This is a genomic window from Micromonospora terminaliae (assembly GCF_009671205.1).
Taxonomy (GTDB): domain Bacteria; phylum Actinomycetota; class Actinomycetes; order Mycobacteriales; family Micromonosporaceae; genus Micromonospora; species Micromonospora terminaliae.
Window position 1 is genome coordinate 6,462,888 of record NZ_CP045309.1, and the last position, 22,456, is coordinate 6,485,343.

General features: G+C 74.9%; 17 protein-coding genes. 11 read left to right on the plus strand and 6 right to left on the minus strand.

What is annotated here, in order from left to right; translation table 11 throughout:
* Position 1: 1 nt before the first annotated feature.
* The gene (locus GCE86_RS30135) at positions 2–2,038 is read left to right on the plus strand and encodes a thioredoxin domain-containing protein (RefSeq protein WP_154230047.1); all 2,037 of its coding nucleotides are present in this window, start codon (positions 2–4) and stop codon (positions 2,036–2,038) included.
* On the opposite strand, the gene GCE86_RS30140 is transcribed toward GCE86_RS30135, so the two are convergent.
* Complete coding sequence (locus GCE86_RS30140) at positions 2,031–2,591, minus strand: PadR family transcriptional regulator (RefSeq protein ID WP_154230048.1); 561 nt, start codon at positions 2,589–2,591, stop codon at positions 2,031–2,033. The genes GCE86_RS30135 and GCE86_RS30140 overlap by 8 nt on opposite strands.
* A 102-nt stretch (positions 2,592–2,693) precedes the next feature.
* On the opposite strand from GCE86_RS30140, the gene GCE86_RS30145 reads away from it, so the two are divergent.
* From GCE86_RS30145 to purE, 3 genes are read left to right on the plus strand one after another with little or no spacing between them, the layout of a single operon-like run.
* A complete protein-coding gene (locus tag GCE86_RS30145; protein WP_154230049.1) occupies positions 2,694–3,170 on the plus strand; it encodes a hypothetical protein in 477 nt (158 codons plus the stop codon).
* 44 nt (positions 3,171–3,214) lie between these two features.
* On the plus strand, positions 3,215–4,372 hold the full coding sequence (locus GCE86_RS30150; RefSeq protein WP_154230050.1) for a 5-(carboxyamino)imidazole ribonucleotide synthase: 1,158 nt from the start codon (positions 3,215–3,217) through the stop codon (positions 4,370–4,372).
* 37 nt (positions 4,373–4,409) lie between these two features.
* Entirely contained in the window at positions 4,410–4,901 is a 492-nt protein-coding gene (gene purE, locus GCE86_RS30155; RefSeq protein ID WP_154230051.1) for a 5-(carboxyamino)imidazole ribonucleotide mutase, read from the plus strand.
* Between the two features lie 74 nt (positions 4,902–4,975).
* Here the strand turns inward: purE and GCE86_RS30160 are convergent, their stop codons facing one another.
* Both GCE86_RS30160 and GCE86_RS30165 read right to left on the minus strand, forming a co-directional pair.
* Positions 4,976–9,886, minus strand: a complete 4,911-nt coding sequence (locus GCE86_RS30160) for an SCO7613 C-terminal domain-containing membrane protein (protein WP_154230052.1) — start codon at positions 9,884–9,886, stop codon at positions 4,976–4,978.
* A gap of 161 nt (positions 9,887–10,047) precedes the next feature.
* Entirely contained in the window at positions 10,048–11,475 is a 1,428-nt protein-coding gene (locus GCE86_RS30165; RefSeq protein ID WP_154230053.1) for a UDP-glucose dehydrogenase family protein, read from the minus strand.
* A 255-nt stretch (positions 11,476–11,730) separates the two neighbouring features.
* Here GCE86_RS30165 and GCE86_RS30170 point away from each other — a divergent pair, with 255 nt between their 5' ends.
* Complete coding sequence (locus GCE86_RS30170) at positions 11,731–12,894, plus strand: acyl-CoA dehydrogenase family protein (protein WP_154230054.1); 1,164 nt, start codon at positions 11,731–11,733, stop codon at positions 12,892–12,894.
* Between the two features lie 54 nt (positions 12,895–12,948).
* Here the strand turns inward: GCE86_RS30170 and GCE86_RS30175 are convergent, their stop codons facing one another.
* Positions 12,949–13,617, minus strand: a complete 669-nt coding sequence (locus GCE86_RS30175) for a hypothetical protein (RefSeq protein ID WP_154230055.1) — start codon at positions 13,615–13,617, stop codon at positions 12,949–12,951.
* A gap of 23 nt (positions 13,618–13,640) precedes the next feature.
* Here GCE86_RS30175 and GCE86_RS30180 point away from each other — a divergent pair, with 23 nt between their 5' ends.
* Both GCE86_RS30180 and GCE86_RS30185 read left to right on the plus strand, forming a co-directional pair.
* On the plus strand, positions 13,641–14,156 hold the full coding sequence (locus GCE86_RS30180) for an acyl-CoA thioesterase (protein WP_154230056.1): 516 nt from the start codon (positions 13,641–13,643) through the stop codon (positions 14,154–14,156).
* Between the two features lie 153 nt (positions 14,157–14,309).
* Positions 14,310–16,298 carry an acetoacetate--CoA ligase gene (locus GCE86_RS30185; protein WP_154230057.1) on the plus strand — a complete coding sequence of 663 codons (1,989 nt, stop codon included), beginning with the start codon at positions 14,310–14,312 and terminating at the stop codon, positions 16,296–16,298.
* A gap of 93 nt (positions 16,299–16,391) precedes the next feature.
* Here the strand turns inward: GCE86_RS30185 and GCE86_RS30190 are convergent, their stop codons facing one another.
* The gene (locus GCE86_RS30190) at positions 16,392–17,081 is read right to left on the minus strand and encodes a TIGR03089 family protein (RefSeq protein WP_154230058.1); all 690 of its coding nucleotides are present in this window, start codon (positions 17,079–17,081) and stop codon (positions 16,392–16,394) included.
* 151 nt (positions 17,082–17,232) lie between these two features.
* On the opposite strand from GCE86_RS30190, the gene GCE86_RS30195 reads away from it, so the two are divergent.
* Positions 17,233–18,378, plus strand: coding sequence for a glycosyltransferase family 4 protein (locus tag GCE86_RS30195; protein WP_154230059.1), 1,146 nt, complete (start codon positions 17,233–17,235; stop codon positions 18,376–18,378).
* 63 nt (positions 18,379–18,441) lie between these two features.
* Positions 18,442–19,533 (plus strand): mannose-1-phosphate guanylyltransferase, encoded by a 1,092-nt coding sequence (locus GCE86_RS30200; RefSeq protein ID WP_154230060.1) that lies wholly within the window; start codon positions 18,442–18,444, stop codon positions 19,531–19,533.
* Positions 19,534–19,545: 12 nt separating this feature from the next.
* Here GCE86_RS30200 and GCE86_RS30205 read toward each other — a convergent pair whose 3' ends face one another.
* Positions 19,546–20,118: an NUDIX hydrolase gene (locus tag GCE86_RS30205; RefSeq protein ID WP_154230061.1), complete on the minus strand. Its 573-nt coding sequence runs from the start codon at positions 20,116–20,118 to the stop codon at positions 19,546–19,548.
* 39 nt (positions 20,119–20,157) lie between these two features.
* Here GCE86_RS30205 and GCE86_RS30210 point away from each other — a divergent pair, with 39 nt between their 5' ends.
* Positions 20,158–21,195 (plus strand): hypothetical protein, encoded by a 1,038-nt coding sequence (locus tag GCE86_RS30210; protein WP_154230062.1) that lies wholly within the window; start codon positions 20,158–20,160, stop codon positions 21,193–21,195.
* Between the two features lie 253 nt (positions 21,196–21,448).
* Positions 21,449–22,453: an ArsR/SmtB family transcription factor gene (locus GCE86_RS30215; RefSeq protein WP_154230063.1), complete on the plus strand. Its 1,005-nt coding sequence runs from the start codon at positions 21,449–21,451 to the stop codon at positions 22,451–22,453.
* Positions 22,454–22,456: the final 3 nt, after the last annotated feature.

A 22,456-nucleotide genomic window follows, 5' to 3' on the forward strand; every position in this document is an offset into this window, starting at 1 on the left:
GGTGAACCGACTCGCCGACGCCACCTCGCCCTACCTGCTCCAGCACGCCGACAACCCGGTCGACTGGTGGCCCTGGTGCGACGAGGCCTTCGCCGAGGCGAAGCGGCGCGACGTGCCGGTGCTCATCTCGGTCGGCTACGCGGCCTGCCACTGGTGCCACGTGATGGCACACGAGTCGTTCGAGAACGAGGGCGTCGCCCAGCTCATGAACGACGACTTCGTCTGCGTCAAGGTGGACCGCGAGGAGCGGCCCGACGTCGACGCCGTCTACATGACCGCCACGCAGGCGATGACCGGCCAGGGCGGCTGGCCCATGACGGTCTTCGCCACCCCGGACGGCACCCCGTTCTTCTGCGGCACCTACTTCCCGCGGGCGAACTTCATCCGGCTGCTCGGCTCGGTGGCCACCGCCTGGCGCGACCAGCGGGAGGCGGTGCTCCGCCAGGGCGCCGCCGTGGTCGAGGCGATCGGCGGCGCGCAGGCCGTGGGTGGCCTCACGGCCCCGCTCACCGCCGAGCTGCTGGACGCCGCCGCCGACCAGCTCGCCTCCGAGTACGACGAGACGAACGGCGGCTTCGGCGGCGCGCCCAAGTTCCCGCCGCACATGAACCTGCTCTTCCTGCTCCGGCACCACCAGCGCACCGGCTCCCCCCGCAGCCTGGAGATCGTCCGGCACACCTGCGAGGCGATGGCCCGCGGTGGCCTGCACGACCAGCTCGCCGGCGGCTTCGCCCGCTATTCCGTGGACGGGCACTGGACCGTGCCGCACTTCGAGAAGATGCTCTACGACAACGCCCTGCTGCTGCGGGTCTACACCCAGCTCTGGCGGCTCACCGGCGACCGGCTGGCCCGGCGGGTGGCCCGCGACACGGCCCGGTTCCTCGCCGACGAGCTGCACCGGGCCGGCGAGGGCTTCGCCTCGGCGCTGGACGCCGACACCGAGGGCGTCGAGGGCCGCACGTATGTCTGGACCCCGGCCCAGCTCGTCGAGGTGCTGGGCGAGGAGGACGGCCGCTTCGCGGCCGACCTGTTCGGGGTGACCGAGGAGGGCACCTTCGAGCACGGCACCAGCGTGCTCCGGCTCGCCCGGGACGTCGACGACGCCGACCCGGCGGTGCGCCGGCGCTGGCAGGAGGTGGTGGGCCGGCTGCTCGCCGCCCGCGACACCCGGGCCCAGCCGGCCCGGGACGACAAGGTCGTGGCGGCCTGGAACGGGCTGGCGATCACCGCGATCGCCGAGTTCCAGCAGGTCGCGGCGCTCCTGGCGACCCCCGACGACGAGGACGCCAACCTCATGGAGGGCGTCACCATCGTGGCCGACGGCGCGATGCGGGACGCCGCCGAGCACCTGGCGGCCGTGCACGTGGTGGACGGCCGGCTGCGCCGGGTCTCCCGGGACAAGGTCGTGGGGGAGCCGGCCGGCGTGCTGGAGGACTACGGCTGCGTGGCCGAGGCGTTCTGCGCGATGCACCAGCTGACCGGCGAGGGGCGCTGGCTCGTGCTGGCCGGGCAACTGCTCGACGTGGCGCTGGCCCGGTTCGCGGCGCCGGACGGCGGCTTCTACGACACCGCCGACGACGCCGAGCGCCTGGTCACCCGTCCGGCGGACCCGACCGACAACGCCACCCCGGCCGGTCGCTCGGCGATCGTCGCGGCGCTGGTCGCGTACGCGGCGTTGACGGGGGAGACCCGGTACCGCGAGGCGGCCGACAAGGCCCTGTCGACCGTCGCGCCGATCGTCGCCCGGCACGCGCGGTTCACCGGCTACGCGGCCACGGTGGGCGAGGCGCTGCTCTCCGGGCCGTACGAGATCGCCGTCGTCACCGACGACCCGGTGGGCGACCCGCTGGTGGCCGCCGCGCTCCGGCACGCCCCGCCCGGGGCCGTGGTGGTGGCGGGCAGCGCCGACCAGCCCGGTGTGCCGCTGCTGGCCGACCGGCCGGCGCTGGGCGGCCGGCCCACCGCGTACGTCTGCCGGGGGTTCGTCTGCGACCGCCCGGTGACCACGGTCGAGGACCTCGTCGCCCAGCTCAGCTGACCGGCGCCTGACCCCCGTCGGCGGGGCGCAGCGCCTCGGGCAGCGCGTCGAACCACTCCAGCACCGCCCGCTCGTACGCGAGCCCGAAGCGCAGCGTGGCCACCGCGTACGGTTCGATCTCGTCCGCCTCCGGGGGGAGCGCCGCGGCGGCGGCCTCGTAGTCGGCGAGCCGTGCGGCATGGGCGGCCCGCTGGACGCCCAGGTACCCGGTGAGCCGCTCCGGGGGAAGGTGCCGCCCGAACAGCACGGTCAGCAGCAGCGGGAAGCGAATCGTCTCGTCCGCCGGGGGCCGGGCGGCCCACTCGGCGAACGCCCGGCGCCCGGCCTCGGTGATCTCGTACGGCTTCCGGTCGCGGCGGCCCCGCTCACCGGCCCGGACCAGCCCGGCCGCCGCCATGGCGGTCAGTTCCCGGTAGACCTGGCTCTGGGTCAGCGACCAGAACGCCCCGATCCGCTGCTGGGCCTCGGTGACCAGGTCCCAGCCGGTCATCGGGCCGTCGTGCAGGAAGCCCAGCAGCGAGGCGGCGGTGGCGTTCAACGGCCGGTCGGGCATGGGTTCGGTTCCCTTCGCGAATCTCCTTGACATCCCATTGTGTCAGGTCCGATGCTGGGACCGTCGACCTCCCACATTGGGATGTCGCGGGGAGGGGGACCCGTGCACACCGTTCTCGTCGTCATCCACGCCGCCAGCGGCACCATCGGCCTGCTGCTGGCCCTGCCCGTGCTCCTCGCGCCGAAGCGGCGCGGCCGGCACACCCTGCTCGGCCGGGTCTACGCGGGCGCCACCGTCGGCCTCAGCCTCAGCGCGTTCGGGCTGTTCGCCTACGACCCGGCGCACCTGTGGGGGCTGGCCGTGCTCGGCGCGCTCACCCTCGGCTGGCTGGTCGGCGGGCTCTGGTTCGCCCGGCGCCGGCCGCGCGGGTTCGGCCCCCGGGGCTGGCGGATCTGGCACCTCAACCTCATGGGCAGCACCGTGATCGCCTTCGTCACCGGGTTCGCGGTCCAGATGTCCGGCGGGCACCTGGCCGCCTGGCTCACCCCGACGGTGCTCGGCTCGCTGCTCATCGCCCGGACCACCGCCCGCGAGGTCGCCCGCGCGCCCCGCCGCGTCGCCGTCGCCACGACCAGCTGACCCGGGCCCGGCGCCCGCCGCCGCCCCGATATTCTGGCGGCGCTATGGATTCCCGTACCGGACTTCCTGTCGTCGGCATGGTGGGCGGTGGCCAGCTCGCCCGGATGACCCACCAGGCCGCCATCGCCCTCGGCCAGTCGCTGCGTGTGCTCGCGCTCGCCCCGGACGACGGGGCCGCCCTGGTCGCCGCCGACGTCCAGTACGGCGACCACACCGACCTCGCCGCCCTGCGCACCTTCGCCAAGGGGTGCGACGTGGTCACCTTCGACCACGAGCACGTGCCCAACGCGCACATCCGCACCCTGACCGAGGAGGGCGTGAAGCTCTTCCCGCCGGCCGAGGCGCTGCGCCACGCGCAGGACAAGCGGGTGATGCGCGAGCGTCTCGGTGAGCTGGGCGCGCCGAACCCGGCCTGGCGTCCGGTCGAGGCCCCGGCCGACCTGCTCGCGTTCGGCGCGGAGATCGGCTGGCCGGTGGTGCTCAAGGCCGCCCGCGGCGGGTACGACGGCCGGGGCGTCTGGATGGTGGACGACGCCACCCAGGCCGAGGAGCTGGCCACCACGCTGCTGGCCGGCGGCACCCCGCTGATCGTCGAGGAGCGGGTGGCCCTGCGCCGAGAGCTGGCCGTGCAGGTGGCCCGCTCGCCGTTCGGGCAGGTCGCCGCCTACCCGGTGGTGGAGACGGTGCAGCGGGACGGCATCTGCGTCGAGGTGCTCGCCCCGGCGCCCGACCTGCCCGAGGAGCGGGCGGTCGCCGCGCAGCAGCTCGCCATCGACCTGGCCACCGCGCTCGGCGTGGTCGGCCTGCTCGCCGTGGAGCTGTTCGAGACGCCCGGCGGCCTGGTGGTGAACGAACTGGCCATGCGGCCGCACAACTCCGGGCACTGGACCATCGAGGGGGCCCGGACCTCCCAGTTCGAGCAGCACCTGCGCGCCGTGCTCGACTACCCGATGGGGGACACCTCGCTCACCGCGCCGGTCGTGGTGATGGCCAACGTCCTGGGCGGCGAGCCCGGCGGCATCTCGATCGACGAGCGGCTGCACCACCTCTTCGCCGCCGAACCCGGGGCCAAGGTCCACCTCTACGGCAAGCAGGTGCGCCCCGGCCGCAAGATCGGACACGTCACCGTGCTCGGCACCGACCTGGACGACGTACGGGCCCGGGCGGCGCGCGCCGCCCGCTGGCTGCGCGACGGTCAGTGAGCTTGCCGGCCCCGCAGTCGCGAACGAAGGAGACACAGTGAGCACCGTCGGGCTGATCATGGGCAGCGACTCCGACTGGCCGACGATGCGGGCGGCGGCGGAGGCGCTGGACGAGTTCGGCGTGCCCTACGAGGTCGGCGTGGTGTCGGCGCACCGCACCCCGGTAAAGATGATCGAGTACGGGCGGGCCGCCGCCGACCGTGGCGTCAAGGTGATCATCGCCGGGGCGGGCGGTGCCGCGCACCTGCCCGGCATGGTCGCCTCGGTCACCCCGCTGCCGGTGATCGGCGTGCCGGTGCCGCTGAAGTACCTCGACGGCATGGACTCGCTGCTCTCCATCGTGCAGATGCCGGCCGGCGTCCCGGTGGCCACGGTGTCGATCGGCAACGCCCGCAACGCCGGGCTGCTCGCCGTGCGCATCCTGGGCGCGTCCGACCCGGCGCTGCGCGACCGGATGGCCGCCTACCAGGCCAGCCTGGAGGACCTGGTCGCCGAGAAGGAACGGGCCCTCCGAGCCTCCCTCACCTGAGCCACCCGGCAGGAACCCCCGCGCGGACCGGCACCCTCTGCCCGCCCCCGACGGCGAGCGTCCACCCCTCCGGTTCATCTCATCCCGCGCAGCGCCGTCTGCAGGCGTTCCTGGGCGCGGCGGCGGCGCTCGTTGCTCGCGCCGAGCACCAGCAGGAGGAAGCCGACCGGGATCAGCACCAGCCAGGGGCCGAGGCTGACCAGCGCGTGCACCGCGGCGATCGCGGTCACCGTGGCGCCCACGATCACCGGCGCCTGCTGCTGGCTCATCGAGCCGAAGATCAGCACCGCGACGGCGCCGAGCAGCAGCAGCACCTGGCGCAGCATGCTGGACTCGGTGGCCAGCACGATCGCCAGCGTCGGCACGAATGCCGCGACCAGCGCCGGCCCGTACGCCACCCAGCTCGACAGGTCGGGCCGGTGGCGCAGTTGCAGCACCCCGACCAGCAGGGCGAGCGCCGCGAACGGCAGCGTGTAGGCCTCGGGCAGCGCCACGTCGGCCGTCCGCATGAGGATCCACCAGGCGCTGATCTCGCAGATCACCACGCCCCAGAACAGCAGGTTCCGCTCCACCGGCCGGCGGCCCGGGCGGCTGGCCGCCATGCCGAGGACGGCGCCCCAGGCGGCCAGCAGCGCGGCGATGTGCCGGGGCGAGTCGTACGCCAGGGCCAGCGCGATGAGCGCCGCGGCGTGGCCGCTCCACTCCACGGTGGCCGCCTCGCGGTACGCCTCGGGCCGGCGCAGCCGGGGCAGGGTGGCGGCGAAGACCTGGAGCGCCGCGCCGACGGCCAGTACCCCGAACGCGGACCACACCGCGGCGAGGCCGACCACCAGGCCGAGGGTGAGCACGAAGAGCTGAGCCATCAGCGAGGCGAACAGCCAGCCGAGGATGCGGGCCCGCTGGGTGGTGCCGAAGAGCGCCGCGACGGTGCCCACGCCGACGGCGCCGCCCAGCGTGAACAGGGTCAGCTCCCGGGTGGCGAGGCTGCCGGCGAGTCCGGCGTTGCCGGCGGCCAGCCCGATGGCGAACACGAGCACCCGGGCGACCCGGATCGAGCGGGCCGGCTCGGCGATCGCGGGTGGCGGGGTGAGCGCCAGCCCCAGCATCGAGACGGTGAACACGGCCAGGCCGGCCAGCGCGGTCACCGGCCAGCCACGGCCGAGCGCCACCGGGGTGATCAGCAACGTGACCGCCGCCCCGGGCAGGACCACCGGCACGGCCCGGGAGCGCCGGCCGCCGCTGAACCCGACCGCGGCGAGCGCCGCCGTCGTGGTGAGCAGCAGCGCGGTCAGCACGTGCGTCGGGTCCACCGCCTCGGGTGGCGGGGTGAGCAGCCCCGGCGGGGGACCCTGCCAGACCCGGGACACCACCTGGAGCGGCTCGACCAGCGCCACCACGAGTGCCGGTGCCAGGGTGGCCAGGGCCAGGACGGTGGGCAGCGCCGCCGCGGCGAGCGCACCGGCCGCCGGGCTCACCCGCCAGCGCCGCACGGCCGGGTCGTCCGGGGCACGGCGCAGCGCCCCGTCGAGCAGCACCGACCAGCGCCGCACCGGCTGGGCCGAGCCGACCGGCGGCACGGTGGCGGCCCGGATCAGCTCGGCGAGCACGCCGAGCAGCGCCGCCGCCGCGGCGTACACCCCGGCGGAGAGGTGGGTGACCAGGGCCGCGGCCGCGCTGATCGTCGCGCCGCCCACCACGGCCACGCTCGCGTACGGGAGGTACTGCGGCACCTGCCGGCGGACCGCCGCCACGGCCGCCAGGCCGATGCTCGACGCGGCCAGCGCGGCTGTGAGCAGCACCTGCGGGGGGCGGCCGTACTCGGCGGCCAGGGCGGCCACCGCCCCGGGCAGCGCGAGCAGGGCGGCGCCGGCCGCCGCGCCGCCGACCTGCACGAGGTGCACGGGCATCCCGTCGGTGCGGACGTCCTCCACCTGCGTCGGGGCGATCGCGCGGGCCAGCGCGGCGACCGTCACGCCGATGAGCGCGATGCTGCCGAGCGCCAGCGCGGTGGTCCACGGGCGGACCAGGCCGGCGCCGGCGGCGTGCAGGGCGACCACCCCGGCCACCGTGGCCCGGGACAGCGCCGCCCGCGGGTCGGCCGCGGCGGCCGCCGCCATCCCGAACACGGTGGCGACCATGGTGCCCACGAGCACCGGCGACCACCAGGGCAGGTCGAACGCGGCCGGCGCGCCGATGGTGGCGAGCACGACGGCCGCCCCGGAGACGTCGTACTTCCAGGGTGACGGCAGCAGGATGCCGGCCGCCACGGCCAGCAGCGCCAGCGCGACCGGCGCCTGCCAGGTGGAACCGCCGGTCGGCGCGGCCGGCCAGCCGCTCAGGTCGCCGGCCCAGATGGGGCCCGGTGTGGCCAGCACGCCGACCCCGCCGCGCAGCGCGCTCCAGCCCGCGATCAGGCCGATCAGGGTGCCGCCGGCCGCGATGCCGAGGACCGGCCCGCGCCGCCACTCCTCGGGCATCGCCCGGGCGGCGACGGCGACCACCGTCACCAGCGCGGCGGCCACCACGAGCTGGCCGCCGGGGGCCAGCACGGCGGCGATCCGGACCAGGGTGGCGATGAGCGCCACCGTGGTGGCGGCGAGGGCGAGGTCGGACCCGTCGACGGACAGGTCGGAGCGGCGTCCCGCGTCGATCCGGGGGGCCAGCGCCAACAGCGCGGCGGCGACCAGCAGCAGCCCGCCCACCCAGGCGTCGGCGGTGGTGGCGCCGGGCGCGCCGAACGCGGCCGCCGCGACCGCCACCGCGCCCAGCACGGTGCCGAGCGCGTGCGGCACGCTGAGGTGCCGCTGCGCGACCTGGACGAGCGCGGCGTAGCCGAGCGTGACGCAGACGCCCAGGAAGCTCGCCGCGAGGATCGGGACGGTGACCTCGCGCAGGTTCGCCTCGGTGAGGACCGGCGGGGTCGGCATCGTGGCGGCGACGAACGCGGCCACGGCGCCGGGGAGCGCGAACGCGGCACCGCCGGCCGCCCAGGCGCAGACGGTGTCCGCGGCGGCCGCGGCGATCCGGACCCGGGGCGCCAGCGAGACCAGCGCTCCGGCCAGGAACAGGAGGGTCAGCGCGGCGGCCGTCAGGGCGGGCCGGGCGAGCGCGGCCCCGGCCCCGATCAGCCCCAGCCCGGCGGCCGTCACCGAGTGGGCCACCGCGGCGCGCTCGGTGCCGGCGCTGAGCCCGAGCACGCCGATGGCCACCGCGGTCAGCAGCATCGGCCAGCAGGCGGCCGCCCAGCCCAGCCCGAGCGAGGCGGGCACGGCGAGCGCCGTCAGCCCCGCGCCGACCACCGCGAACTCCCGCCGGATCTCCACCGGCAGGGCGACCACCGCGGCGACGGTGAGCAGCAGCGCGCTGGCCGCGAGCTGCCAGCCGGTCCGGCCGACCGCCGCCGCCAGTTCGGCGTGCCATCCGCTCAGGTCCGCCGACCAGGCGGGCAGCGCGGCGCGGACCGGGGCCAGTCCGGCGCGCAGCGCGCCGCCGGCCACCACCAGGCCGCTGACCGTGAGCGCCACGGCCGAGGCGAGCTGCGGCCCCCGCCGGGCCGCCTCCGGTACGCCCCGGACGGCGAGCCCGGTCAGCGCGATGACCGCCGCGATGAGCAGCAGCGACCGTCCGGGGAAGGCGACCGAGGCCACCCGGCCCAGCGCGCCGATCACCGCGAGGGTGACGATGCCGGCGCCCACGTCCGGCAGCGGCGGCCGGCGCAGCACCAGCGTGCCGGCCAGCCCGACGAGCGCGGCGAGCAGCAGGACGGCTCCCGCCCCGGCGGCGGCCGGCACGGTGGCGGCGCGCAGCAGGGCGGTGACCGCGTACGCCAGGGCGACGGCGACCGCCGCCCCGTGCAGCAGCCAGGTCAGCTCGCGCAGCCACGGCACCGGACGCGCCGGCGCGAGCGGCTCCGCGCCGGCGGGCGGCTCCCCGCCGAGCACCTCGGGCGACTCCTCCGGGTCCGACTCGGGCCGGCCGTCGGCGGCGCGCTGCCGGGGCGGGGCCGGCTCGGGCGGCGTGACCGGCAGGTCCTTTCGGACCGGGCGCTCGAGCACCACCGCCGAGCGGGCCAGCGCGAGGTCGGCCACGGCCACCACGGTGAGCACGAGCGCCCAGCCGGCCGGCCCGGTGATCCGCTCGTACGCGAGCAGCGGCAGCACCGGCTGGGCGGCCAGCACCGTGGCGAAGCGGGGAGCCCGGAGCCCGGTCCAGTAGGCGTACCCGAACGCGACCACGGTGGTGACCAGGAAGATCGTTCCGGAGAAGGCGGCCCCGGAGGTGCTGCCGCCGACCCGGTCGACGGCCCAGAGCGCGTACCCGGCCAGCGGCAGCAGCAACAGGCCGACCGCGGCGATCGTCTCGGCGGTCGAGGTGAGCCCCCGGCGGGCCAGCACCGGCGGCGCGAGCAGCATGAGCACCGTGGCGACCAGCAGCACCCCGAGCCGGGCCAGGGCGTCCATCGAGCTGGTGGCCACGGCGGCGAAGACCACCGCCGCGACGCCGAGCAGCAGCGCGCCGAGCCCGAGGGGGATGTTCTGCACCTCGCGCGAGGACGCCTCCGGCGGGTGCTCCGGATCGTCGGCGTCGAGCCACTGTGGGCGGCTGCGCGGTGGTGGCGGCGGGAGGTCGTCCGGACCGGTCGGCGAGGTGCCCTGCCGGGGCACCCGCGGCGGGGCGCCGGTGGTGGCGGTCGGCGGTCGGCGGCCGGGCCGGCGGCGCAGCACACGACGGGGCCGGGTGGCCTGTTTGACCCGCTCCTCACCGGCGTGCGCCAGGATGTCCCGCTGGAAGAGGGCGGCCTGCATCTTGGCGGCGATCTGCCGTTGCTCGCGGGCGATCTCGGCGTCGCGGGCCTTCATCTCGGCGATCGAGCGCTCGATCTCGGCCAGGTGCTCGGCCCACTGTGGCTGGTCGGCCCCACAGTGCGGGCAGACGACGGCGGGCTTGATCTCCCGCCCGCACGAGGCGCACCTGAAGGTCTGCACGACACTCTCCCGTCCGGTCGGCCCCCGCGCGGTGGACCTCCCAGTCGCAGCATGCCTTGACCGGGCCCGGATTTCGACAGTTGCCGCCGCGTTCCGGACAACAAAAAGAGCCGGCCGGCCGGGGAACGGGTCCCCGGCCGGCCGGCCGACGGTTCACGGGGTCAGGGGCGGCCCATGCCGCGGTACTCCCACCCGGCCTGCGTCCACAGTGTGGAGTCCAGGCAGTTGCGGCCGTCGACCACCTTGCGGCCGCTGACCAGTTCGCCCAGGGCGACCGGGTCGGCGTTGCGGAACTCGGCCCACTCGGTGAGGACGCAGACCAGGTCGGCGTCCCGGACGGCGTCGTTCATGCTCGTCTCGTAGGTCAGCTCCGGCACGGCCCGGCGGGCGTTCTCCACACCCTCCGGGTCGAAGACGCGCACGTCGGCGCCGGCCTTGCCGAGCAGCGCGGCGACGGCGAGGGCCGGGGCGTCCCGGACGTCGTCGGTGTTCGGCTTGAAGGTGGCGCCGAGCACGGCGATCCGGGTGCCGGAGAGGTCGGGGCCGGCCGGGCCCGAGCGGCGGCCGAGCAGGTCGGCGGCGAGCTGGATGACCCGGGTCCGCCGGCGCAGGTTGATCAGATCCACCTCGTGCAGGAAGCGCAGCGCCTCACCGGCGCCGAGCTCCTGGGCGCGGGCCTGGAACGCCCGGATGTCCTTGGGCAGGCAGGCGCCGCCGAAGCCGAGGCCGGCCTGGAGGAAGCGGTTGCCGATCCGGGGGTCGTAGCCGATCGAGCGGGCGAGCTGGGTGACGTCGCCGCCGGCGGCCTCGCAGACCTCGGCCATGGCGTTGATGAAGGAGATCTTGGTGGCCAGGAAGGCGTTCGCGGCGACCTTGACCAGCTCCGCGGTGGCGAAGTCGGTGACCACCAGCGGCACCTCGCGGTCCTCGGTGGCGGCCAGGTCGAAGACGCCCTTGTGGGCGGCGTAGAGCATGCCGTTGGCCCACTCGCTCTTGACCCCGACCACGATGCGGTTGGGTCGCAGCACGTCGTCGACGGCGAAGCCCTCCTGGAGGAACTCGGGGCTCCAGGCCACCTCGACGCCCAGGTCGGCCGGGCTGTGCTTGCCGACCAGCTGCTCCACCCACTCGGCGGTGCCGACCGGCACGGTCGACTTGCCGACGATCAGCGCCTTGCGGGTCAGGTGCTGGGCGAGGCTGGTCACCGACGCCTCGACGTAGGACAGGTCGGCGCCCATCCCGTCGGCCCGCTGGGGGGTGCCGACACAGATGAAGTGCACGTCGCCGAACTCGGCGGTCTCCCGGATGTCGGTGCTGAAGCGCAGCCGGCCGGCGGCCAGGTTGCGGCGGAGCAGCTCGTCCAGGCCGGGCTCGTGGATCGGCACCTCGCCGGCGTTGAGCTTCGCGATCTTGTCCTCGTCGACGTCGAAGCCGAGCACCTCATAGCCCAGCTCGGCGTAGCAGATGGCGTACGTCGCGCCTAGGTAGCCGGTGCCCAGGAAGGTCACCCGGGGTCGGGCCGCGCCCGAGGGCGGCGTCACCGCGGCGATGGCGGGCATCGGCTGGGTGTTCGGGTACGGGATCGTCACGCCTGTCTTCTCCGCTCGCACTGGCGGCGCTTCCTTGCGTCGCATTCGGCTGGGGCGCCAGGGCCGGCACCGAGGGGAACTCTGTCGTCTTGTGTGTGAGGGTAGTAGTGCCCTGTCGCCCTCGCTCCTGCGCGAGCCTACCCGCCGGTAAGGTCCGGCTGAACCCTGGTGGCTATCCTTCAGTCTGCGGCAGTCGGCGGCCCTTCCGGGCGCCACAGACTGCGCGCATGATAGCGGTGAAAGGGGAGGGCCCACATGCCCGCAGAGCAGTCGTTCGACGTCTACCGGTTGCCCGAGGAGCACGAGGCGATCCGGGAGGCGGTCCGGGAGGTCTGTGCGGCGAAGGTTGCTCCGCACGCGGCTGAGGCGGATGAGACCGGTGAGTTCCCGAAGGCGTCCTACGACGCGCTGCGGGCTGCCGACTTCCACGCCCCGCACATCCCGGTCGAGTACGGCGGCGCCGGCGCGGACGCGCTGGCCACGGCCATCGTGATCGAGGAGGTGGCCCGCGCCTGCGCCTCGTCCTCGCTGATCCCGGCCGTGAACAAGCTGGGCACCATGCCGCTGATCCTGGCCGGCTCGGAGGAGCTGAAGCGGAAGTACCTGACCCCGGTGGCGGCCGGCGACGCCATGTTCTCCTACTGCCTCTCCGAGCCGGAGGCGGGCAGCGACGCCGCCTCGATGACCACCAGGGCGGTCCGGGACGGCGACCACTGGGTGCTCAACGGCGTGAAGCGGTGGATCACCAACGCGGGCGTCTCGGAGTACTACACGGTCTTCGCTGTGACCGATCCCACAGCCCGCTCGAAGGGCATCTCGGCCTTCGTGGTGGAGAAGTCGGACGCCGGGGTGAGCTTCGGCGCGCCGGAGAAGAAGCTCGGCATCAAGGGCTCCCCGACCCGCGAGGTCTACTTCGACAACGTCCGGATCCCGGCGGACCGCATGATCGGCGCCGAGGGCACCGGCTTCGCCACCGCGATGCGGACCCTGGACCACACCCGGGTCACCATCGCCGCCCAGGCGGTCGGCATCGCGCAGGGCGCGCTGGACTACGCCAAGGGCTACATCCAGGAGCGCAAGCAGTTCGGCAAGCCGGTCGCCGCCTTCCAGGGCATCCAGTTCATGGTCGCCGACATGGGCATGAAGCTGGAGGCCGCCCGGCAGCTCACCTACACGGCCGCCGGCAAGTCCGAGCGGGGCGACGCCGACCTGACCTACTTCGGCGCGGCGGCCAAGTGCTTCGCCTCGGACGCCGCCATGGAGATCACCACCGACGCGGTGCAGCTGCTCGGCGGCTACGGCTACACCCGGGACTACCCGGTCGAGCGGATGATGCGGGACGCCAAGATCACCCAGATCTACGAGGGCACGAACCAGGTGCAGCGGATCGTCATGGCGCGCCAGCTGCTCAAGGGCTGACCTCCGGGGCGACGATCGGGCGGGCGGGCCGGGTGACCGGCCCGCCCGCGGTCGTCAACGGATCTCGGTGGTGCCCTCCGGCCGGGTGGTCGCGCGCGGGGGCGCGGACCACGGCGACTCGCCGCCGGTGCGGCGGGGCAGGGGTTCGGTCGGGGTGTCGGGATAGGCCAGCGTGAGCGGGGCCGTGTCGCCGTCCTTCGTCGGGTCCTTCAGCGGGTCGGCCGGAGGCCAGTCGCCGAGCGCGGGGTTGTGCTCGACCGGCGCGCCGGCCGGGGTCAGCTCCGCCTCGGCCGGCCCGCCCGCCCGCTGCCGCCACCGCTGGCCGCTGAACACGGCCATCAGCAGCAGCATGCCGATGAGGAACAGCGTGCCGTTCTCCAGCGGCTGGCGCAGCGGCAGCGGGTCCCCGAGCATCTTCCAGCTCTCGGGGATCTGGTCCCGCACGGTGAAGGGCGCGACGAACAGCCCGAGGTACGGGACCACGAGCAGCAGCCCGGCCACGGCCGGGCCGAGCGGCGAGAAGCGCAGCGTGCCGAGCAGGCCGAGCAGGATGCCGGCGACGCCCAGGTAGACGGCCGGCTCGATCAGGTTGGGGGTGCTGTACGTACCGATCTCGACCCAGCGGTGGACGGTGCGCCCAGATCCGTCCTGACCGAGCGTGACGAGCACCCAGGTGACGGGCGCCACCACCAACCCGGCGAGGAAGCTCCAGAGATGTCGCATCCGCGCACCGTACCGTTTTCGGCATGACAGATCACCCCTCCGCCCCGGCGGGCAAGCCGACCTCGTACTCGCGCGTCACGCTGAGTCGCATCATGACCGCTGTCGATGTCAATCTGTACGGAACCGTGCACGGTGGGGTACTGATGAAGTTCGTCGACGACGTGGCCGGTGCGGCGGCGGCCCGGCACAGCGGCGGCACCGCGGTGACCGCCTCGATCGACGAGATCGTCTTCTCGGAGCCGGTCCGCGTGGGCGACCTGGTGCACGCGCACGCCCAGGTCAACTGGACCGGCAACACCTCCATGGAGGTCGGCGTGAAGGTGGTCGCCGAGCGCTGGGACTCCGCCGAGGACGAGCCCGTCCGGGTCGCCACGGCGTACCTCGTGTTCGTGGGTGTGGACGTGGGCGGCGCGCCGCGGCCGGTCCGGCCGGTGCTGCCGGAGACGCCGGAGGACGAGCGGCGCTACCGGGAGGCGGAGATTCGCCGGGCCCACCGCCTGGCCCGCCGCCGGGCGATCCAGGCCCACCGGGCCGGCTGACCCGGGCCGGCCCACACACCCCGCGGCCCGGGCGTGTGGGCCGGCCACGCCCCGTCACCGGCACCCGGTGCGGAGAATGGCCTCGCGAGGTAGGGCAAGATGGCGCCACGGCCCATGCACAGTGTCGTGACGGGCCTCAGGGAGGGTGGAACAGTGGGTGACGTGCTGTGGACGCCGCCGGCCGACGTGCGTGAGCGGTCCCGGGTCGGCGACTACCTGCGCTGGCTGGCCGAGCACCGGGGGCTGGAGTTCGCCGACTACGACGCGCTGTGGCAGTGGTCGGTGACCGACCTGGACGCCTTCTGGCGGTCGATCTGGGACTACTTCGAGGTGGTGGCGCACACCCCGCCGACCGCCACGCTCACCGGCCGGACCATGCCCGGCACCCGCTGGTTCCCCGGCGCCACCCTCAACTACGCCGAGAACGTGCTGCGGATGCCCGGCCGGGGCGACGACGACCCGGTGGTCATCGCGCACGGGCAGACCCGCGCGCCGGAGACGCTGACCGCCGCGCAGTTGCGGGACCAGGTCCGCCGGGTGGCGGCCGGCCTGCGCCGGCTCGGCGTGGGGGAGGGCGACCGGGTGGCGGCGTACGCGCCGAACATCCCGGAGACCTACGTCCTGCTGCTGGCCACCGCCAGCCTCGGCGCGATCTTCTCCTCCTGCGCGCCCGAGTTCGGCACCCGCAGCGTGACCGACCGCTGGCAGCAGATCGAGCCCACGGTGCTGGTGGCGGTCGACGGCTACCGCTACGGCGACAAGCCGGTCGACCGGCGCGCGGAGGTGGCCGCCATCCGGGCCGCCCTGCCGTCGCTGCGGCACACCGTCGCCATCCCGTACCTCGACCCGGCCGGCCCGCCCCCAGAGGGCGCGCTCGCCTGGGCGGAGCTGGCGGCGGCGACCGACGAGCCGTTGACCTTCACCCCGGTGGCGTTCGACCACCCGCTCTACGTGCTCTACTCCTCGGGCACCACGGGGCTGCCCAAGCCGATCGTGCACGGCCACGGCGGCATCCTGCTGGAGCACCTGAAGATGCTGGCCCTGCACCACGACCTGGGCCCGGCGGACCGGTTCTTCTGGTTCACCACCACCGGCTGGATGATGTGGAACTTCCTGGTCTCCGGTCCGGCGGTGGGCGCGGCCATCGTGCTCTTCGACGGCAACCCGGGCCACCCCGACCTGGGCGCGCTCTGGCGGCTGGCGGCGGAGACCGGCACCACCTACTTCGGCACCTCCGCGCCGTTCCTGCTCGCCTGCCGCAAGGCCGGGCTGGTCCCGAAGGAGATCGCCGACCTGTCCGCGCTGCGCGGGGTCGGCTCGACCGGCGCGCCGCTGCCCGCCGAGGGCTTCACCTGGGTCTACGAGACCGTCGGCGACCGCCTCCAGCTCCAGTCGCTCTCCGGCGGCACCGACGTCTGCACCGGTTTCGTCGGCGGCGTGCCGCTGCTGCCCGTGCACGCCGGGGAGATCACCTGCCGGGCCCTCGGCGCGAAGGTCGAGGCGCGCTCGGCCGACGGCACGCCGGTGATCGGCCAGCTCGGTGAGCTGGTGATCACCGAGCCGATGCCGAGCATGCCGGTGGGCTTCTGGAACGACACCGACGGGTCCCGCTACCGGGAGGCGTACTTCGAGGTCTATCCGGGCGTCTGGCGGCACGGCGACTGGATCACCGTGAACGAGCGCGGCGGCTGCGTGATCACCGGCCGGTCCGACGCCACCCTCAACCGGGGCGGCGTCCGGCTCGGCACGGCCGAGTTCTACTCGGTGGTCGAGGGGCTCGACGAGGTGGTCGACTCCGTGGTGGTGCACCTCGAGGACGACGAGGGCGGTGCCGGCGAGCTGCTGCTCTTCGTGGTGCTCGCCGAGGGCCTGGAGCTGGACGACGACCTGCGGCGCAAGATCTGCCGGGAGCTGCGGACCGCGCTGTCGCCGCGGCACGTCCCCGACGAGATCCACCAGGTCCGGGCCGTCCCGCGCACCCTCTCGGCGAAGAAGCTCGAGGTGCCGGTCAAGAAGATCCTCACGGGCACCCCGGTGGACCACGCCGCGGCCAAGGGGGCCCTGGCCAACCCGGAGTCGCTGACCGCCTTCGCCGCCTTCGCCCAGCGCCGCGCCGAGTCGAACCACCCGACCCCCGCCTGACCCACCCCCCATCCGGCCGATCATGGGGTTGTGGCGCCCGGAAGAAGGCGATGCGTCCGCTCTGCGAGCTGCCACAACTGCATGATCGCCGGGTCAGGTGAGGGCGCGGGTAACCTTTTCCGTCGCCGTGCGGGCATCTACGTGGGTCGGGTTCAGGTTGGCGCAGGCGACCAGGGTGGCGCCGGCCGTCAGGGGGGCCAGGAGCCAGTCGGCCGGGTCGGGGAACCTGTCCGTGTCCACCAGGAGCCGGTCGCCGGGGGTGAGGCACAGCTCCGCGGCGCGGGCCTCCGCGCGGGCCAGCAGCGCCGCGTCGTCCTCGCCACCCTCGGGGTACGGGGTGAAGTGGTCGCCGTGCCCGCGTACCGCCGAGACGAAGTCGGCGAAGCCGGCCGGCACCTGCCGCAGGGGCAGCGCGAACGGGTCGAGGCCCAGCGCGTAGCGCTCGCCGGCCGGCCAGTCGCCCGCCTCGTCGACCCGGCCGGCGGCGGCGAAGAGCACGTCCACGTCGCCCGGCGCTTCGGCCACGGTCAGCTTCGCCGACCAGCAGCCGAGCAGCACGGCGGCGGTCTGCCAGTGCGGCGGCAGCAGCACCGCGGCCGTGTCGCCGGGGGCGAGGGCGGCCTCGTCGACGAGCAGGTTGGCCGTCTTGGCCACCCAGTTCGCCAGCGTCGCGCCGGACAGTTCGGTGCGCTCGCCGCTGGCGTCGTCGTACCAGGTCAGCAGCGGGCGGGCGGGGTCGGGCGCGATCGCGTCGGCGAACACCCGGGCAATGTTGTCGGCCATCGGCGCGAACGATACGCGCCCGGGACGCGTACTCGATGACAACGACAAGTCGGCGTACCGTCGGGTCGCAGTCAGCGTCGGGCACCCGGCCCGGCGTAGGCTTGCCGACAGTGTTGTTCCCCACAGACGCGCCAGCCTGAGGAGTCGCCCCGTGACCGCCGGTCGCCCGCCCCGCGTGCTCATCGACGCCACGAGTGTCCCCGCCGACCGAGGCGGCGTCGGTAGATACGTCGACGGCCTGCTCGGCGCCCTCGGCCGGGTCTGCGGCTCCGGCGTCGACCTGGCCGTGGTGAGCCTCCGCACCGACCTGGAGCGCTACACCCGCATGCTGCCCGGCGCCGAGGTCATCCCCGCCCCGGCGGCCGTCGCCCACCGCCCGGCCCGGCTCGCCTGGGAGCAGACCGGCCTGCCGCTGCTGGCCCAGCAGGTGGGTGCTGAGGTCCTGCACTCGCCCTTCTACACCTGCCCGTTGCGGGCCGGCTGCCCGGTCACGGTCACCGTGCACGACGCGACCTTCTTCACCGAGCCGGAGCACTACGACAAGTCGCGCCGCACGTTCTTCCGCAGCGCGATCAAGACCTCGCTGCGCCGCGCCGACCGGGTCATCGTGCCGAGCAAGGCCACCCGGGACGAGCTGATCCGCCTGCTGGACGCCGACCCGACCCGGATCGACGTCGCCTACCACGGCGTCGACCAGGCCGCCTTCCACGCGCCGAGCGAGGAGGAGAAGGCCCGGGTCCGGGCCCGCCTGGGGCTCGGCAGCAGCAGCTACGTGGCGTTCCTCGGCGCCAAGGAGCCGCGCAAGAACGTCCCCAACCTGATCCGCGGCTGGGCCCGCGCCGTGGCCGACCGCGAGAACCCGCCCGCCCTGGTCATCGCCGGCGGCCAGGGGCACGACGACGACATCGACCGCGCCGTGGCCGAGGTCCCGTCGCACCTGCGGCTGCTGCGCCCGGGCTACCTGCGCTACGCCGACCTGCCCGGCTTCCTCGGCGGCGCGCTGGTCGCCGCCTACCCGTCCTACGGTGAGGGCTTCGGGCTGCCCATCCTGGAGGCCATGGCGTGCGCCGCGCCGGTGCTCACCACCCCGCGGCTCTCCCTGCCCGAGGTGGGCGGCGACGCCGTGGCCTACACCAGTGAGGACCCGGACCAGATCGCCACCGACCTGACCGCGCTGCTCGACGACGAGCAGCGCCGGCTGTCCCTGGCCAAGGCCGGTTTCGACCGCGCCAAGGAGTTCACCTGGGAGTCCAGCGCCGAGGTCCACATCGCCGCGTGGAGCCGTGCGCGTTCCTGAGTGTCACCTGCGGGTACGCCCGACACCGGGCCCGTAGCACGGCGGTTCGGGCATGATGTGCTGATGTTCTACGCCGTCATCCCGGCGGGGGGCAGTGGCACGAGGTTGTGGCCGCTGTCCCGTGCCGGCCACCCCAAGTTCCTCCACCCGCTGACCGGGACCCCGGCCTCGCTGCTCCAGGCGACGGTCGACCGGCTGGCGCCGCTGACCACGCCCGATCGCACGCTGGTGGTCACCGGAGCCGCGCACGTCGCGGCGGTGGCCCGGCAACTGGCGGGTGTGCCGGAGGAGAACATCCTCGTCGAACCCTCGCCGCGGGACTCCTGCGCGGCGATCGCGCTGGCCGCCGCCGTGATCGCCGAGCGCGAGCCGGAAGCGGTGATGGGCTCGTTCGCCGCCGACCACCTGATCGGTGACCCGGCGCGCTGGGCCGAGGTGGTCCGGCAGGCGATCCGCGGCGCCGAGCAGGGTTCGCTGATGACGGTGGGCATCACCCCGACCCGGCCCGAGACCGGCTACGGCTACCTGGAGACCGGCGAGCCGGTGGGCGACGGCCCGCTGCGGCCGGTGATCGAGTTCAAGGAGAAGCCGGCCGCCGAGGTGGCCGAGGGCTACGTGCGTTCCGGCCGGCACCTCTGGAACGCGAGCATGTTCGTCTGGCGGGTGGACGTCTTCCTGGCCGAGCTGGCCCGGCAGCAGCCGGCCCTGCACGCGGGGATCACCGCCATCGCGGCGGCGTGGGGCACCCCGGAGCAGGACGACGTCCTCGGCACGGTCTGGCCGACCCTGCCGAAGATCTCCGTCGACTACGCGGTGATGGAGGGCGCGGCGACGGCCGGCCGGGTGGCGACCGTCCCGGGCGACTTCGGCTGGAACGACGTGGGCGACTTCCACACCCTCGGCGAGGTGCTTCCCGCCGACGCGGCCGGCAACGTGGTGCTGGGCGGCGACGCCAAACCCGGCGTGCTGCTGCGGGACACCAGCGGCCTGGTGGTGGTGCCGCAGTCCGGGCGCCTGGTGGCGGCGATCGGCGTGCACGACCTCATCGTGGTGGACACGCCGGACGCTCTGCTGGTGTGCCCGCGCGACCGCGCGCAGGACGTGAAGAAGGTGGTCGACGAGCTCAAGGAGCGCGGCGAGGAGGGGCTGGTCTGAGGCGGCGGCGGGTCAGCCGGCCGCGCGCCGGGCCAGGGTGGCCAGCGCCGGCGCCACCAGCTGGACGGTGCCGTCCGCCAGCGGCTCGGGCAGCCGGTCGGGCGGGAACCAGCCCAGCGCCTCCGACTCCGCGCTGACCCGCTCCGTCGCCCCCGCCGGGGCCAGCACGGCGAACCGGACGTCGTAGTGCAGCGAGCCGCCCTGGCAGGACGAGGGGTGGATGTCGACGTCGATCGGCTCCGGGTCGACCACCAGGCCGGCGATACCGGACTCCTCGGTGGCCTCGCGCAGCGCGGCGGCCGCCAGGGTCCGGTCGCCGGGCTCGCAGTGCCCGCCGAGCTGCACCCACCTGCGGAACCTGCCGTGCAGGCAGAGCAGCACCCGGGTGCCGGTCGGGTCGAGCACCAGGGCGCTGGCCGTGACGTGCCCGGGCCGGTGCGCCCGGCCCAGCGCCACGGGCCCGGCCGCCAGCAGCGCCAGCGTCCGGTCCCGGTTCGCGGCGGCCGCCGGGCTGGTCGCCGTCCAGCGGCTCAGCACCGCGGTGGCGTCGGCGTGCAGGTCGGCGTACGTCTCGGTGTCCGGCACCCCGCCACTGTACGGGCGCGCCCTTCGTACCCTGACCGGGTGACCCTGCGACTCGTCGAGTTCGTCGTGGCCGGCAACGAGGCCAGTGACCTGCTGCCCGTCCGGTCCCCGGCGCTGCTGCGCGCCCACGGGGCCCGTCGTGGCTTCTGGACGGTCCTCGACGAGGGCCCGGTGGAGCGGTGCCTGGCCCTGCTGCTGGAGCGCACGGACGGCGAGTGGGTGGCGCACCACGTGGCCGCCGACGCGGGCCGGGAGAACGGCCGCACCGAGGACGGCGAGGCGCTCGCCCACCACGACGGCTGGGTCTACGTCTTCGGCTCGCACTTCGGCTCGAAGGCCGGCCCGCTGCGTCCCCGCCGGGCGTTCGTGGCCCGGTTCCGGGAGGACGACGCCGCACGGGGGACCCTGCCGCTGCACGTGGTGCGCAACCGGTTCCGGCTGCACCGGGCGGTCAACGACGCCCTCGCCGCCGCGCCGCTGACCACGCTGCCGCCCGGTGACCGGGTCCGGCAGCGGTTCATCGTGGAGACCCTCGCCCGGGGCACCGCGCGGGCCAAGAGCTGGGTGAGCCGGCTGGCCGAGGACGACCTGCCGGTCAACGTCGAGGCGGCGGCGTTCACCCCGGCCGGGACGGTGCTGCTCGGGCTGCGCTTCCCGGTGACCGCCGAGGGGGAGCCGATCCTGGTCGAGCTGGCCGGGGTGGCCGCCATGTTCGGTGCCCGGCCCGGCTGGCCGCGCGCCGTCGGGGCGTACGCCCTGACCGGGGTGACCCCGGCGGGCGCGCTGACCGGCTTCCGGGCCCTCGCGCCGACGCCGGACGGCGGCTACGCGGCGGTGCTCGGCTCGATCGACGCCGTGGGCAAGGGCTCGGTGCTGCTGGACGACCACCCGCACGGTGCCACGGTGACCTCCCGGCACGTGCGGTTCCGGCACGACGTCGGCCCGGACGCCCGGGTGGCGGGAAAGCTGGTGGCCGAGCTGGCGCCGTTCCACCACGTGGAGGGGCTGGCCGAGCTGGACGGGCGCTGCTGGTACGTCACCGACGAGGACCACCGGGTGGCGCTGTGGGTCGGCTGAGCGGTCGCCGGACGACACCTCTACGGAGAACAGCCGCAGACCCTCGTGGTGCCGTCCGGCCGACCGGCGGGCCCGGTGACCGACGACCGGATCGGCGGTGCCGTGCCCCGGCATCGGCGGGCAAGGGGAAGTCTGCCCAACCCGGCCGGGAACCGTCGAGGTTTTTCATCCCACGCTTAAAGATGGAGATAAGTGCCGGCGGGTACAGTGCTCAGGGTGGCGGACACCTCCTCGGTCCGCCCGGGAGAGCTCCATGCTGAAGATCATTTTCTCCCGCGAGGACATCCTGCGGACCAGGGTGGCCCCTGCCGCGGACCCCGTCTGGGAACTGGTCCTCAGCCTGCACCTGCTCCAGGGCCGCGGGCGTGACCCGCTGCTGACCGCGTGGCGACGCACCGTGGCCCACGGGCTGCGGACGGACACCGCCGCCGAGAACTACCGCCTGCTGCTCGCCCTCAACCCGCCCCGCGGCTACTTCCCCGACTTCCTCACCCCGTACGCCAGCAAGGACGGCCTGGAGGCCGGCCTCGACGCGGTCCGCGACACCCCGATCGACCTGCTCCGGCGCGACCTCACCCTGCTCGCCGAGGAGAACGTGCTGCCGTCGTCGGTGAGCGCCCTGGCCCGCGGCGAACCCGAGGTGCTGCGCCACCTCACCGACTCGATGGTCCGGTACCAGTCGCTGGCCGTCACCCCGTACTGGCCGCGGATCCAGGCCGCCGTGGAGGCGGATCGGGCCCGCCGCGCCCGGGCCATGCTCGACGGCGGCGCCGAGGGGCTGCTGTCCAGCCTGCGGCCGAGCATGCGCTGGGCCGACGGGGTGCTGGAGGTGCTCGACTACCCGGACAGCCGGGAACTGCACCTCGACGGGCGGGGGCTGCTGCTGGTCCCCTCGTTCTTCTGCGTGCGTACCCCGGTCGCGCTCCTCGACCCGAGCCTGCCGCCCGTGCTGGTCTATCCCGTCGACCGGCTCGGCGGTCTCATGCCCGAGCCGGGCAGCGGCCCCCGCGGTGACGCCGACGACGCACAGCGGGAGGCGCTGGCCGCCCTGCTCGGCCGGACCCGGGCGGGCGTGCTGGAGGCCGCCGACGAGGGCTGCACCACCGGTGAGGTGGCCCGCCGGCTGGGCATCTCCGCGGCCGCGGCCAGCCAGCACACCACCGTGCTGCGCAACGCCGGCCTGCTGGTCAGCCACCGGGACCGCAACACCGTCCTGCACACCCTGACCCCGCTGGGCCGGGCCGTCCTCGACGCCTGAGGC

Bases quoted from the DNA above. Each gene is read 5' to 3' on its own strand.
- GCE86_RS30215 (WP_154230063.1), top strand. From the start codon at position 21,449: ATGCTGAAGATCATTTTCTCCCGCGAGGACATCCTGCGGACCAGGGTG.
- GCE86_RS30175 (WP_154230055.1), bottom strand. From the start codon at position 13,617: ATGCGACATCTCTGGAGCTTCCTCGCCGGGTTGGTGGTGGCGCCCGTC.
- GCE86_RS30180 (WP_154230056.1), top strand. From the start codon at position 13,641: ATGACAGATCACCCCTCCGCCCCGGCGGGCAAGCCGACCTCGTACTCG.
- GCE86_RS30150 (WP_154230050.1), top strand. From the start codon at position 3,215: ATGGATTCCCGTACCGGACTTCCTGTCGTCGGCATGGTGGGCGGTGGC.
- GCE86_RS30200 (WP_154230060.1), top strand. From the start codon at position 18,442: ATGTTCTACGCCGTCATCCCGGCGGGGGGCAGTGGCACGAGGTTGTGG.
- GCE86_RS30190 (WP_154230058.1), bottom strand. From the start codon at position 17,081: ATGGCCGACAACATTGCCCGGGTGTTCGCCGACGCGATCGCGCCCGAC.
- GCE86_RS30140 (WP_154230048.1), bottom strand. From the start codon at position 2,591: ATGCCCGACCGGCCGTTGAACGCCACCGCCGCCTCGCTGCTGGGCTTC.
- GCE86_RS30170 (WP_154230054.1), top strand. From the start codon at position 11,731: ATGCCCGCAGAGCAGTCGTTCGACGTCTACCGGTTGCCCGAGGAGCAC.